12 protein-coding genes are annotated in these 13,821 nt (G+C 68.5%); 11 read left to right on the forward strand and 1 reads right to left on the reverse strand.

Translation table 11 applies throughout. The features are described from left to right. Positions 1-213: 213 nt before the first annotated feature. Positions 214-846 (forward strand): maleylpyruvate isomerase N-terminal domain-containing protein, encoded by a 633-nt coding sequence (locus TBIF_RS15300; protein ID WP_024795648.1) that lies wholly within the window; start codon positions 214-216, stop codon positions 844-846. Here the strand turns inward: TBIF_RS15300 and TBIF_RS24565 are convergent. Beyond that, entirely contained in the window at positions 843-1,490 is a 648-nt protein-coding gene (locus TBIF_RS24565; protein ID WP_084611729.1) for a TetR/AcrR family transcriptional regulator, read from the reverse strand. The two genes, TBIF_RS15300 and TBIF_RS24565, sit on opposite strands and share 4 nt — an antisense overlap. Positions 1,491-1,568: 78 nt before the next feature. Between TBIF_RS24565 and TBIF_RS26005 the strand changes: the two genes are divergently transcribed. From TBIF_RS26005 to fahA, 10 genes are all read left to right on the forward strand, one after another. Then, entirely contained in the window at positions 1,569-3,152 is a 1,584-nt protein-coding gene (locus TBIF_RS26005; RefSeq protein WP_200182754.1) for a class I adenylate-forming enzyme family protein, read from the forward strand. Beyond that, on the forward strand, positions 3,145-3,948 hold the full coding sequence (locus TBIF_RS15315; protein ID WP_024795651.1) for an enoyl-CoA hydratase/isomerase family protein: 804 nt from the start codon (positions 3,145-3,147) through the stop codon (positions 3,946-3,948). Before TBIF_RS26005 ends, TBIF_RS15315 begins: the two co-directional genes overlap by 8 nt. Before the next feature lie 18 nt (positions 3,949-3,966). After that, on the forward strand, positions 3,967-5,256 hold the full coding sequence (locus TBIF_RS15320; RefSeq protein WP_024795652.1) for a class I SAM-dependent methyltransferase: 1,290 nt from the start codon (positions 3,967-3,969) through the stop codon (positions 5,254-5,256). A 128-nt stretch (positions 5,257-5,384) separates the two neighbouring features. Further along, positions 5,385-6,314 carry a LysR substrate-binding domain-containing protein gene (locus tag TBIF_RS15325; protein WP_024795653.1) on the forward strand — a complete coding sequence of 310 codons (930 nt, stop codon included), beginning with the start codon at positions 5,385-5,387 and terminating at the stop codon, positions 6,312-6,314. Positions 6,315-6,447: 133 nt separating this feature from the next. Next, positions 6,448-7,806, forward strand: coding sequence for an MFS transporter (locus tag TBIF_RS15330; protein WP_024795654.1), 1,359 nt, complete (start codon positions 6,448-6,450; stop codon positions 7,804-7,806). Between the two features lie 4 nt (positions 7,807-7,810). Further along, positions 7,811-9,736, forward strand: coding sequence for an FAD-dependent monooxygenase (locus TBIF_RS15335; RefSeq protein WP_024795655.1), 1,926 nt, complete (start codon positions 7,811-7,813; stop codon positions 9,734-9,736). Positions 9,737-9,872: 136 nt separating this feature from the next. Beyond that, positions 9,873-10,427: a MarR family winged helix-turn-helix transcriptional regulator gene (locus tag TBIF_RS15340; protein ID WP_024795656.1), complete on the forward strand. Its 555-nt coding sequence runs from the start codon at positions 9,873-9,875 to the stop codon at positions 10,425-10,427. Positions 10,428-10,547: 120 nt separating this feature from the next. Then, positions 10,548-11,747, forward strand: a complete 1,200-nt coding sequence (locus TBIF_RS15345) for a homogentisate 1,2-dioxygenase (protein WP_024795657.1) — start codon at positions 10,548-10,550, stop codon at positions 11,745-11,747. Further along, the gene (locus TBIF_RS15350; protein WP_038171557.1) at positions 11,744-12,625 is read left to right on the forward strand and encodes a hypothetical protein; all 882 of its coding nucleotides are present in this window, start codon (positions 11,744-11,746) and stop codon (positions 12,623-12,625) included. The genes TBIF_RS15345 and TBIF_RS15350 overlap by 4 nt, the downstream gene beginning before the upstream one ends. Beyond that, positions 12,622-13,806 carry a fumarylacetoacetase gene (fahA, locus tag TBIF_RS15355; protein WP_024795659.1) on the forward strand — a complete coding sequence of 395 codons (1,185 nt, stop codon included), beginning with the start codon at positions 12,622-12,624 and terminating at the stop codon, positions 13,804-13,806. The genes TBIF_RS15350 and fahA overlap by 4 nt, the downstream gene beginning before the upstream one ends. Positions 13,807-13,821: the final 15 nt, after the last annotated feature.

A 13,821-nucleotide genomic window follows, 5' to 3' on the forward strand; every position in this document is an offset into this window, starting at 1 on the left:
ATTTACGTGAGACACCCGATTTTCCTGGGCCGGACGGTCAACCACCGCCACAACGAGAATAACCACACGAGAACACCTAACGACCGATAGACCACTCGATCTGGCCGACGTCCTCGTCATGCTCAGAGCCTGGTTCCCGCCTGCGAGAAGCGGTGGGGTTGGGCCTGGCTGGGATTACGATGGGGCGCAGCGCAACTACGACGGGAGCCCGATATGAATTTTTCGGAGGCGGTAGACGCAGCTCGCAATTCGCAAGCTGCGCTGGAGGACTCGCTCGGGAGGCTGACAGAGAGGCAAGCGCGTGAACCGTCGCTGTTGCCCGGCTGGACTCGAGGCCACGTGGTCACCCACCTGGCGCGCAATGCGGACGCGCTCAATCGGTTCGCCGGGGGCGTGATCACCGGCGAGCTGGAAACGGAGATGTACCCGGGCGGACCAAAGGCGCGAGCGGCCGCCATTGAGGAGGGCGCGGACAGGCCCGCCGAGCTGTTGACCGCCGATGCGACTTTCGCTGGCCGCAGGGTCGTGGAGACTCTCGGCGCGGTGCCGGCGGAACTGCTGGACACGCCGGTCGCGTGGAAACGGCCAGTGGAGGCGCGATTCCTGCCGCAACTGCGCTGGCGCGAGCTGGAGATCCATCACGTTGACCTCGGCCTCGAGTACACCGCGGCAGACTGGCCGGCGGAGTTTGTGGAGGCGACGTTGGCGGTGGAACTGCCGGCGCTGGCCGCGCTGGAGCCGCGGGTCGTGGTGCCGGCCGAACTGGCCCGCCACGAGCTGCTGGCCTGGCTCATCGGCCGTCCGACCACAGCGGGGCTGCCGGAGCTGCCGAGCTGGCCGTTCTAGGCCGGCGGGCGGAACCCGAGTAGTCCGCCGATCAGGCTCTGCCGCCCGGCCCGGAGGAAGCTCTCGCCATCGAGGCGATCGCCGCGTCGATGCCACTCGAGGAGCATGCCGTCCATCGTCGCGATCACCATGGCCGCGTGCTCGGCGGCTGGGACCGCCGAGGCGAACTCCCGTCGTTCGAGCCCCTCAGCGATCACGGACTGGAGCTGCGTCTGGATCTGGTCGTAGAGGCGGACGATCCGCTCGTGGGCCTTGCGGGGAATCGCGTCGAACTGCAGTGACACCGTGACTGGCAGGAGGTATCCGCCCAACCGGTCGGTAGTCGCGCCGAAATAGTTGAAGTACGCCACGAGGCGGTCGGCCGCGGACCCCTCCGCGGCGGCGAGGAGATCGAGGCCCGGCTGGAAGATGGTGCGCTCCGAGCGGTCGATCAATGCCTCCAGCAGCGTCTCTTTGCTGGAGAAGTAGAAGTAGACCGCGCCCTTTGTCAGCTCAGAGTCCGCGGCGATCCGATCCATCGTCGCGGCCGCATAGCCTGAGCGGACGATACGGGTCTCCGCGACATCGAGGATGTGCTGCATGCTCCGGCGTCGGCGAACGTCGTTTGGCACGAGGCCCGAGGGGCGGCTCTCGGATACTGACATATTTTCCTTTCGCAGCGCGTGCGCCCAGGGTAGTCTGTACGAAACATACTAAATAGTCAGTATCTGAGAGAGGTTCACGTGAGTGCAGAGACGATGGCGCTGGCGAGCCCGGCGCTACCGGAGTTCCTGCGTCGGCATGCCTTTGAGCGACCCGACCACGTCGCGGTGATCGACGGTGGAACGGGGGAGTCCGTCACCTATGCGGCACTCCTCGATCGGGTGTGCGCGCTCGCCTCTGGCCTGCGCGAGTCCGGGGTGGCGCCGGGGGACCGGGTGGGCATCGTCGCGATGAACTCGCTGAGCTATGTCGAGCTGCTGTGGGCACTCGCGGAGCTGGGCGCGATCGCGGTGCCGCTGAACCTGCGGTTGCATCCAAAGGAGGCGGCGGCCAACCTGACGGACGCGGGCGCGTCGGGCATCGTGGCCGACGCGGCGATGGGCCAACTGGCGGCGGCGATCGTCGCCCAGGTAGATATTCCGCTCAAGCTCACCCTGGGCGCGGCGACGCCGGGCTGGGTCAGTGTGGACAGCATCCGCGGACCGGGCGGATCCACGGCCCGGATCGGGGAGCCCACGGGAGAGACCACCTGCACGCTGCTGTTCACCAGCGGCACCACCGGCCGGGCCAAGGGTTGCCAGCTGCCGCAGCGGACCTGGACGGGCTACGCGCTCAACATGGCGGCCGCCATCGAGATGTCGCGGGATGACGTCTATCTGGCGCTGCTGCCCTATTTCCATGTCGCGGGGCTGGGCACCCTGCTCTCGCAGATGGCGCTCGGCGGCACGGTGGTCACGCAGGCCACGGCCGATCCGGCGCAGATGTATCGGCTGATCGAGCAGCACGGCGTCACGATCGTGTTCGTCGTGCCCGGCATCACCGGCCCGTTCATGGACTACCCCGGCGCGTCGGAGACGGATACCGACAGCCTGCGGCTCGTGATCACGGCCGCGGGACTGGACCGTGACGGACTGGTGGACGAGGTGGCGGAGCGGCTCGGGGCGGATGTCGTCACGATCTACGGGCAAACCGAGTCGGGCACCAAGATCACCTGGGCCACCTCCGACCAGCTGCGCGCGAACCCCGGAACCTACGGCTCGGCGATGCCCGGCGTCGTCTACCGCATCGTCGACGCGGACGACAACGATGTCGCGGACGGCGAGGCGGGCGAGCTTGTCATCCGCGGGGGCACCGTGATGAACGGCTACTGGGGTCGTCCCGAGGCGACGGCGGAGACCCTGCGCGGGGGCTGGCACCACACCGGCGACACCTTCGTCCATGAGGGCGAGGGCCTGTTGCGCATGGTGGACCGCACCAAGTACCTGATCAAGACCGGTGGGGAGAACGTCTACCCCCAAGAGGTCGAGAACGTGCTGCGGACCCACCCGCAGGTCGCGGACGTCGCGGTGATCGGCATCCCCGACCCGGATTGGGGCGAGACGGTCAAGGCGTTCGTGATCCCGGCGGCGGGTGTGGAGCTGTCCCGGGCGGACCTCGACGCGTGGGTCCGGGAATCTATCGCCGGCTATAAGGCTCCCCGATTCATCGAGTTCACCACCGATATCCCGCGCAACGAGTCCGGGAAGATTCTCAAGAATGTGCTCGCCGACCGGCCGACGGATGCCGGCCAGCGGGTCTCAAGGAAGGACCGGGCCGATGGCTGAGAAAGACCTGATCACGACGGCGGAGATCGAGGACGGCATCGTCGTGGTGACGATGCAGAGCCCGCCGGTCAACGCGTTGACCGTGGAGTTGTGCGAGGCGCTGGTGACGGTGGTCGACGGCCTCCACCGCTCCGCCGCCCGCGCGGTCGTCCTGACCGGCACCGGCCGGAACTTCTGCGCAGGGGGAGATATCAGCCGGTTCCAGCAGCTGGACAGCCGCGATAAGGCGGTGGACTTTGTGACCCAGGTGCAGGGGATGCTCGACGGCGTCGCCGCGATCCCGGCACCGGTGATCGCGGCCGTGAACGGGTTCGCGCTGGGCGGCGGGCTGGAACTCGCCCTGGCCTGTGACATCCGGGTGGCGGGCGATGGCGTGCGGATGGGTCTGCCGGAGACACGTTGGGGACTGCTCGCCGGGGCCGGCGGGACCCAGCGGCTGGCGCGCGCGGTGGGCCCCGGCGCGGCGAAGCTGATGATGTACACGGCGGAGCCCGTCACGTCCGCAGAGGCGCTGCGGATCGGGCTGGTCGACGCGGTGTCCGCATCGCCCGACCCACTGCAGGACGCGATCGAGATCGCCCGGAAGATCGCGGTGAACAGCCCGCGCGCGGTGCGCGCGGTCAAGCGCTGTGTCGACGAGGGCCTGCAGGTGCCCCTTGAGGATGGGCTCGCTCTGGAGCGCGGCCACTGGGCCGACCTGATCCCGGATGGCGACCACCTGGAGGGCGCGGCGTCGTTCTTCGAGCGTCGGCCCCCCGTATTCCCTTCCGTCAATCCTGGAGCGGCGATGAGCTGATAGGTCCACACTGGGGGTATGACGCGCGCAGCCAGCGACATCTTGTCCACCCTCGAGGACATGCTCGGCACCGACCTGCCGATCAGAGTTCGCTGCTGGGACGGCTCAGAGGCAGGACCTGCGGATAGCGCCGCGCGGGTGGAATTTACCAGCAGGCGGGCGCTGCGCCGGATCTTATGGTCGCCCAACGAACTCGGGCTGGCGCGGGCGTATGTGGCGGGTGACCTCGAGGTCCACGGCGACCTGTTTGCTCTGCTCGACGTGCCGGGCCTGATCGCCGGTATCGGCGAGTACCGGGTGCGGGGCATGCGGCCCGCCGCGGTGGGGCGGGCGGCATGGACGCTCCTGCGCCTCGGCGGTGTGGGACTGCCACCGAGGCCGCCGGCCGTGGAGATGCGCCATGGCCGCAGCGCCAAGCACAGCGAGTCCCGTGACAGTTTGACCGTCTCGCAGCACTACGACGTGGGCAACGAGTTCTATCGTCTGCTACTGGGGCCCAGCATGGTCTACTCCTGCGGCTACTGGGAAGGCTCGGCGGGGACGCTGGACGACGCGGAAGAGGCCAAATGCGACCTGATCTGCCGCAAACTGGGACTGAAACCCGGCATGCGACTGCTCGATGTCGGCTGTGGGTGGGGCTCGATGGCCATCCACGCAGCACAGAATTACGGGGTCGACGTCGTCGGCGTGACGCTCAGCCAGGAGCAGGTGGAGTGGGCGAAAATGGCGGTGGCCGACGCCGGGCTGACCGACCGGGTCGAGGTCAGGTTGCAGGACTATCGGGAGGTTGACGACGGGCCCTATGACGCGATCTCCAGCATCGGCATGGCGGAACACGTGGGGCTGGCCAACCAGCCCATCTACGCGCGGCAGATGTTCGGACTGCTCAATCCGGGCGGAAGACTGCTCAACCACGCGATCGCGAGCGTGGGGCCGCTGCCCGAGAAACCAGCTCGGACGCCGTCGTTCATCGACAACTACGTCTTCCCCGACGGCGAGATCCTGCCGCTGAGCAAGACCGTCGACGCGCTCGAGCGGGCCGGACTAGAGGTGCGCGACTGCGACGGGCTGCGCGAGCACTACGCGCTGACGCTACGGGCGTGGGTCGAGAACCTGCGCGGGAACTGGGACGAGGCGGTGCGCCTGGTCGGGACGGAGAGGGCGCGCACCTGGCTGCTCTATCTCGCCGCGAGCGCGCTCGGTTTCGAGGCCCCAGACCGGCTCACAATCAACCAGGTGTTGGCGGTGCGGCCCATGGATAGCGGAGTCAGCGGAATGCCCACCACCCGCCGCGAGTGGTACCGCTGACGAACGCGGGAGCGCGAGAGCACAGCAGTGCAGGAGGGTGTGTCTACGCTGAGGACGTGATCACTCCCAAGCCGGGCACGACTCGCCCCGACTCGCCGTACCGTTCACAGGGCCGGGGCTGACGGCCGATGCCACGTGCGAGCAGGGCTCCCGACTACACGATGCGGCACTTGGCCGCGTTCGTGGCGGTGGCTGACGCCGGGACCATCAGTGGGGCGGCGGAGCGGCTGCACCTGTCGCAGTCCTCGGTGTCGGCGGCGGTCACGGAGCTGGAGCGGGCCCTGCGCGCTCAGCTGTGCATCCGGCGTCGGGCCCACGGAGTGCAGCTAACCCCGACAGGGGAGGCGGTCCTGGATCGGGCACGTGCGCTGCTTCGGCAGGCCGGCGACCTGGAGGACGTTGCGACGGGAGCACAGGGGCTGGTCTCCGGGCCGCTGGCCATCGGCTGCTATCCGTCGTTGGGGCCCACGATGCTGCCGTCGCTCCTCTACGAGTTCACGGCGCGGTATCCCGGTGTGAACGTCGAATTCCACGAGGACACCCAGAACCGGTTGCACGGGCGGCTCGAGGGCGGCGAGTTGGACCTGGTGATCGTCTACGAACTGGACCTGCCAGATGAGTGGCACCGGGTGCGGCTCGCCAGCCGGCAACCCAGTGTCTTCTTCGCCGCCGACCAGCCGCTGGCGGCAGGGGACGGCCCTATCGACCTCGCGGCCCTGCGCGAGGAACCTATGGTGCTGCTGGACTCCCCGCCCAGCGCGCAGCACGCGTTGCAGTTGTGCGCGGAGGCCGGATTCGGCCCGCGGATCGCCTTCCGGACCCACAACTACGAGACGGCGCGGGCGTTCGTCGGGCGCGGCCTCGGGTGGACGATCTTGGTGCAGCGGCCCCGCCTGGATGTCACCTATGAGGGCCTGCCCCTCGTCGCGAGGCTCATCGGAAATCCTGTCGTGGCAGATGTCTCGGTGGTGATCGCGTGGCCCCAGAGGTCGACACCCAGCCGTGCGGCCAGGGCGTTTATCAAGTTCGCCACAGAACGTGAACATCCGTCCAAGTGAACATCCTCGGAATTCCTGAGGAACATCGGTTGAATTTGGCACTTTTCAAGAGCTATGTCCGCAGTCATCCTTGTTGGATCGCCGTGATCCAAGACATAAGGGATTCGCGGTACACAGCGAAAGGTGCGTACGCATGACGACTGCAGCCGTTGCCCATCCAGGGGCCAAACGGGCGGTGCTGGCGAGCTTCGTGGGCACCGCCATCGAGTGGTATGACTTCTTCATCTACGGCACCGCCGCAGTCCTGATCATCGGCCCCCAGTTCTTTCCCGGCCAGTCGTCCGTGGCCGGGACCCTGGCCGCGTTCGCGACGTTCGCCGTCGGGTTCATCGCCCGGCCTATCGGCGGCATGGTGATGGGCCACTATGGCGATCGCATCGGCCGCAAATCAATGCTGGTCCTCTCGCTGTCGATCATGGGCGCCGCGACCGTGGGTATCGGCCTGCTGCCGACCTACGCCTCGATCGGCGTCGCCGCGCCCATTATTCTGGTGATGCTGCGATTCATCCAGGGCATCGGCGTCGGCGGCGAATGGGGCGGCGCGGTCCTCATGGCCACGGAGAACGCGCCCCCCGGCAAACGCGGGCTCTACGGCGCGGCACCCCAGCTGGGTGTGCCCGCGGGCGTGCTCCTCGCCAACCTCGTCTTCCTGGCCATGACGACGAGCCTGAGCGACGAGGCCTTCTATGACTGGGGCTGGCGCGTGCCGTTCCTGTTCAGCTTCGTGCTGGTCGGCGTGGCGATGTGGATTCGGCTGGGAGTGGGCGAGAGCCCCGAGTTCGCCAAGACACAGAAGCGCGGCGAAGTCGCCAAGATGCCGCTGCTCGAGGTGCTCACCAAGAACAAGCGGACCGTCGCGCTGGCTGCGGGCACCTTCATCGCCACGAACGCCATCGCCTACATCTTCATGGTCTACGTCCTCAGCTACGGCACCACAGAGCTGGGCTTCACCAAGTCGACCATGCTCGGGGTGCTGATCGGCGTTTGTCCCATCTGGATGGCCGGCATGGCCTTCGGCGCCTACAAGGCAGACCACTGGGGCACAGTGACCGTCTACACCTGGGCCTCCGTCGCGATCCTCGCGATGTCGGTGGTGTTCTTCCCGCTCATCAATACGGCGTCGCTGCCGATCATCGTGCTCGCCATGGCGCTGATGGCCTTCGCGCTGGGCTGCACCGCCGGCCCCCAGTCTGCGCTGTTCACCGAGTTGTTCCCCGCGCACATCCGCTACAGCGGCGCATCGCTCGGATATCAGCTGGGCGCGATCCTCGGCGGCGGCCTGGCCCCGATGATCGCCACCGCGCTGTATGCCGGCTTCGGCACGACGCACGCGATCACCGTGTACTGCGTCATCGTCAGCTTGATCAGCCTGGCTGCGATCCTCGCGCTGCGCGCGCGCCGCGGCGAGGACAGCGGCACCCCTGTCAGCGAGTCCGCGCCGGTGCCCGCCGCCGCCGCGATCGCAGACGCCAACCCCCGAGTCGAGGCCTGAGGACATGTCGAACTATTTCCAGCCCACCTCCCAGCCCCCCGCGGATTTCCCCTCCATGGTCGAGGCCGATCCCGCGCTGCCCGTCGTGGTGGTGGGGGCCGGCCCCGTCGGGATGGGCGTCGCGCTCGGGCTCGCCCGCAGGGGCATCGCCGTCACCATCCTCGAGGCGGCAGACCAGGTCTCCTTCGGCAGCCGCGCCATCTGCATCTCCCGGCACAGCCTGGAGGCGGCCGAGCGCCTCGGCTTCGGCAGGGAGTTGGAGAAGATCGTCCTGCCATGGCAGGGGGGCCGCAGCTTCTACCGTGACCAGGAGGTCATGGCCTTCCGGATGCCGCACTCCGAGTTGGACGTGCGCGGCCCGATGGTCAACGTGTCGCAGTCCGAGATTGAACAGGTGATGGTCGACGCCATCGCGGACGAGCCGCTCATCACCCTGCACTGGTCCGCGGGCGTCGCCGGATACCGTCAGGACCCCGACGGTGTCAGCCTCGAGGTGCACACCGCCACCGGACTGCGCCACCTGCGGGCAGCGTGGGTCGTCGCCGCGGACGGCGGGCGCAGCGCCATGCGCGAGCTCTCCGGCCTGCGGATGAGCGGGGCCAGCTACGACGGCCGCTACGTCATCGCCGACATCCACTGGGAGACAGACCTTCCCGCCGAGCGCATGGTGTGGTTCGACGCGCCCAGCAACCCCGGCTCGACCATCATCATGCACCGCCAGCCCCGCGATATCTGGCGCATCGACTACCAGCTCGACGCCGCGGACGACGCCGACTACGAGACGCAGGAAGACCGCATCCGCGAGCGCATCGCCCGGCACCTGACGTGGCTGGGCGACGAGCGCCCGTGGACCCTCGAATGGCACGGCTTCTACAGCGCACGCGCGTTGGCGCTGGACAACTTCGTCCACGGCCGGGTCGTGTTCGCCGGGGACGCGGCGCACCTCGTGCCGATCTTCGGCGTGCGTGGGCTCAACTCCGGCCTTGAGGACGCGGAGGCGTTGTCCTGGCAGCTCGCCGCCGTCGTCAACGGCGCCGCCGGACTGCAGCTGTTGGCGGCCTACTCGGCCGAGCGGCACGACGCCTGGCAGCAGAACATCGACAACGCGGGCAAGTCGACACTGATCATGACGCCCGGCACCCACGGCTACCGCACCACCAGGGACGCGGTGTTGGCGCTCGCGGTGCACCGACCCGAGTTCGGGCACCTCATCGACCCGCGCCAATCCAGCGCGACCCATGTGCGCCGCTCGCCGTTGACCTGGGGGTGCCGCGCCGACGCGCGCGGGATCCTGCCCGGCGAGCCTGTCGAGGACCGCCGGGTGGCGACCACCGAGGGAGAATCCTCTGTGCACCGCGTCCGCGGGACCGGCTTCGGCCTCTACGGATTCGGTGTCGACCCTGCGGCGCTGGCCGTGGCAGCCGCAGAGCTGGCCGACAAGCTGCCCGGCGAGTCGGTGCGGGCCATCAGCGTCGGGACCTCAGGCCCGGTGCGCGCCGATGTCGTATTCGTGCCCGACGTCGTATTTGTGCCTGACTCTGACGGCACAGTGGCCGCAAGCTTCGGCGCGCGCAATGGCGAGATCTTCGTCGTCCGCCCCGATGGCCTGCTGCTGTGCCGCGTCGACGACCTCGCCCAGGTGGCGCAGGTGTCGGCAGGATTCGGCGTGGCGGCCGACGGCGCTGTCGCGCGACCGGAGGAGGACGCGACGCAGACCGAGGACGCGGCCCGGCGTGAGCGCGCGTGGCTGGGGCTGTCCGAGGCGCTCGACGCCGTCGACGAGACCGATCGCGAGGGCTTCCTGGTGCGGCTGGCCATGCTGCTGGGCTCCCAGTGCACCCACCTGGAGCTCCAGGAGGCGGTGGCCAGCGCGGCTATCGCGCCAGGCGCGGTGGCAGAGACGCTGACGGAGCTATCCGTCGACGCCTGAGTCCGGCACCAGAAGGCTTAAAAATAGAAAATGGATGTACTACCATTTCCTCTGCGTTCCCTAATTCTCTAGGGGCGCGTCGACTGGGCTGTCGACATGGTGAAGACCGGAGGGGCCGAACGTGTCTGAACAGCGCATGTCGTCCGAGGCGTCGGGGAGGGAGGCTGTCTCGCTCGACGACTTGGACTTCTGGTCCTTCGTCGAGTTGGCGAACCGTCGCCTGAGCACGGAGTTCGGGTCCACCCATCAGTTGGCCACCGAGGTGCTGCTCTCGCTCAACCGCGCGGCGAATGTCGTCACCTACGACCTCGAGGCCACGGTGCACCGACCGCATGGGCTGTCTTTCCCCACGTTCCGGCTGATGTTCGTCATCTGGCTGACCGGTCCGATCGAGCCGAAGAACGCGGCGCGCTTGACGGGTATGAGCCGCGCGGCGGTGTCGAACCTCTCGAAGAGCCTGCAGAGCGCCGGCCTGCTGGAGCGTGAGCCGGACCCGGACGATCGGCGGTCGGTGCGCCTGCTGCTGACCCCTGCCGGCCAGGAGAAGATCAGCGAGATCTATCGCGACCACAACGAGCGTGAGCAGGCGTGGGCGAGTGGTCTCACCGAGGCCGAGCAGCGGGTGCTGGTGCTGCTGCTGGACAAGCTGATCACCAACCGCGAGCAGATGGGCGTGCGCGGCCGCAACTGACGAGGCGGCCGGAACCCAAGCAGAGGGAGTAGGTCTTCCCATGCTTGACCCCGCCCAAAAATATAGTTAATGTGTTTACTAACTACAGGTTGCATCCCCCAGACTCACGAGGAGTTGGTCATGGCCTTCTACCGGCAGCTCGGCAGCATCCCGCCCAAGCGGCACACCCAGCACCGTGACGAGAACGGCGACCTCTACTTTGAGGAGTTGATGGGTGAGGAGGGCTTCTCCTCCGACTCGTCGCTGCTGTATCACCGCGAGATCCCGGCCGCGATCGTGGACGCGACCGTGTGGGAGCTGCGTGATCACAGCACCACGCCGAACCACCCGCTCAAGCCCCGGCACCTGAAGCTGCCCGACCTGTTCCCACAGGAGATCTGGGCCGAGACCGATGTCGTCACCGGCCGGCGGCTGATCCTCGGCAATGCCGACGTGCGCCTGTCCTACGTGGTCTCCGCCAAGGAGTCCCCCCTGTACCGCAACTCGACAGGCGACGAGCTGGTCTACATCGAGTCCGGCACCGCCCGCGTCGAGACGGTGTTTGGCACGCTCGACGCCCGTGCGGGCGACTATGTGCTGATCCCGCGGGCGGCGACGCACCGCTGGCTGCCGCAGGGCGAGGAGCCCGTGCGCGCCTACGTCATCGAGGGCAACGGCCACATCGTGCCGCCGAAGCGCTTCCTGTCGCGGTTCGGGCAGCTGCTGGAGAACGCGCCGTTCTGTGAGCGGGACCTGCACGGGCCAGCGGAGACCCTGCAATACGAGGGCACGGACGTGGAGGTGCTGGTCAAGCATCGTGGCTCCACCGGCATCGTCGGCACCCGCTACGTGTACGCGACGCACCCGTTCGACGTCGTTGGCTGGGACGGCTGCCTGTACCCGTACACCTTCAATATCGAGGACTACGAGCCCATCACGGGGCGCGTGCACCAGCCGCCGCCTGCGCACCAGGTGTTCGAGGGCGAGAACTTCGTGATCTGCAACTTCGTGCCCCGGAAGGTCGACTACCACCCGCTGGCGATCCCGGTGCCGTACTACCACTCCAACGTGGACTCCGACGAGATCATGTTCTACTGCGGCGGGGACTACGAGGCGCGCAAGGGCTCCGGAATCGGTCAGGGCTCGATCTCGGTGCACCCCAGCGGCCACGCGCACGGCCCGCAGCCTGGCGCATATGGGCGGAGCATTGGGGCCGAGTTCTTCGACGAGCTCGCCGTCATGGTGGACACGTTCAAGCCGCTCGAGTTGGGCGAGGGCGCGCTGGCCTGTGAGGACGCCGCCTACGCGTGGAGCTGGGCCGGAAGGGGGCCGGCGTCATGACCGCACAGCCTGCCCAGCCGACACTATCCGCGCTCGTCACCGGGATCTGCGACGACGCCGCGCTGTTCCCGCCGGGCAACGCGCCGCTGGCCGAAGCGTTGCCCGCTCGCGAGAGGCACCTGTCCTCCGCCCACGCAGACCTGGTGGGGCCGTTTGTCTTCCCCGCTGGTCGGCTGCCGGAGCTCGCCGAGGCCACGTTCGAGGGCCCGCTCGAGGTGAGCCTGACCGTCCCCGGGGCAGCGGCCCTAGCGGCGGCGGTGGCGGATCTGGCCGCGATCACCGGCACCAGCCTGGCTGCGGTCGAACTAGCCCCCGGCCCCGAGGAGTCCGCGCAGCAGGTGCTGCAGACGCTCGACGCGGCGGCACTGAAAGCGCCTGTGTTCGTGGAGATCCCGCGCGATGACCGCCGGGCGGACTTCCTAACACGGCTCGCCGGCACCGCCTACTCGGCCAAGTTTCGCACGGGCGGGGTGACCGCAGACAAATACCCCGACGGGGCCGAGCTGGCCTCGGCCGTGCGGTCGGTGGTAGCCGCCGGTATCCCATTCAAGGCGACCGCCGGCCTGCACCACGCGGTGCGGAACACGGACCCGGACACGGGCTTCGAGCAGCATGGGTTCCTGAACATCCTGCTCGCCACGCACCGCGCGCTGCAGGGGGCGGACGAGAATGCGCTCGCCGAGACGCTCGCGGGCCGTGACGGCGCCGCCATCGCGGCAGCGCTCGCCGCGCTGGACGGCGCGCAACAGGCCGCCGTCCGCCACAGCTTCCAGTCCTTCGGGACCTGCAGCATCACAGACCCGTTGGGTGAGCTGACGGGCTTGGGCTTGATCCCGCAGGCCCTGATCACTCTCGAGACAGAAGGAACCAACTTATGAGCATCATCGAGATTCCGGCCGACTCCCTGTTCGGCCGCGACAACCTGCCCTACGGCATCTTCACCGTGTCCGCGGAAGCAGACTCCGCGCGCCGCGTCGGGGTGCGGGTGGCGGACAAGGTCCTCGACCTGGCAGTCCTGCTGGGCGACGACGTCTTCAGCGCCGCGACGCTCAACCCGTTCATGGCGCAGGGCCGTGCGGCCTGGGACTCGGCGCGCAGCCGCATCCAGGACGCGATCGCCGCCGATGTTGCTGATGCCGCCATCTTCGAGCTCGCCGACGTCGCGCTGCACCTGCCCGTCGACGTCGCCGACTACGTGGACTTCTACGCCTCCGAGAACCACGCCACGAACCTCGGACGGCTGTTCCGCCCCGACAGCGCGGCGCTGATGCCGAACTGGAAGCACCTGCCGGTCGGCTACCACGGCCGGGCGGGCACCGTCATCGTCTCCGGCGTCGACATCGTGCGCCCGTGCGGGCAGCGCAAGGCCCCGCAGGACGACGCGCCCACCTACGGCCCGTCGCGGCGCCTGGACATCGAGGCCGAGATGGGCTTCATCGTCGGCACGCCGTCGAAGCAGGGCACGTCGATCGCGCCCGACGAGTTCGCCGATCACGTCTTCGGCGCCGTGATCGTTAACGACTGGTCCGCCCGAGACATCCAGGCCTGGGAGTACGTGCCGCTGGGCCCGTTCCTAGGCAAGAGCTTCGCCACGTCCATCTCCCCCTGGGTGGTGCCGCTCGCAGCCCTCGAGGCCGCCCGCGTCGCGACCCCCACGCAGGACCCGACCCCGCTGCCCTACCTGCAGGGCACCGAGGACTGGGGCCTGGACATCGCGCTCGAGGTCGAGTGGAACGGCGACGTCGTGAGCCGGCCGCCGTATGCCTCCATGTACTGGTCCCCGGCACAGATGTTGGCGCACACCACCGTCAACGGCGCATCGTCGCGCACGGGCGACCTGTTCGCGTCGGGCACCATCTCCGGGCCGGAGAAGGCGGAGCGCGGCGCGTTCATCGAGCTCACCTGGGGCGGCGCCGAGCCGGTCGAGGTCGCGGGCGAGCAGCGCACGTTCCTGGAAGACGGCGACACGATCGCGATCAGCGCCACCGCGCCGGGCGTGAACGGCCAGCGCATCGGCTTCGGAGAGGTCCGGGCCGCCATCCTGCCGGCCGTCAACTGACCGATGCTTGACGGG

It is taken from the genome of Tomitella biformata AHU 1821 (assembly GCF_000524475.1).
Taxonomy (GTDB): Bacteria; Actinomycetota; Actinomycetes; order Mycobacteriales; family Mycobacteriaceae; genus Tomitella; species Tomitella biformata.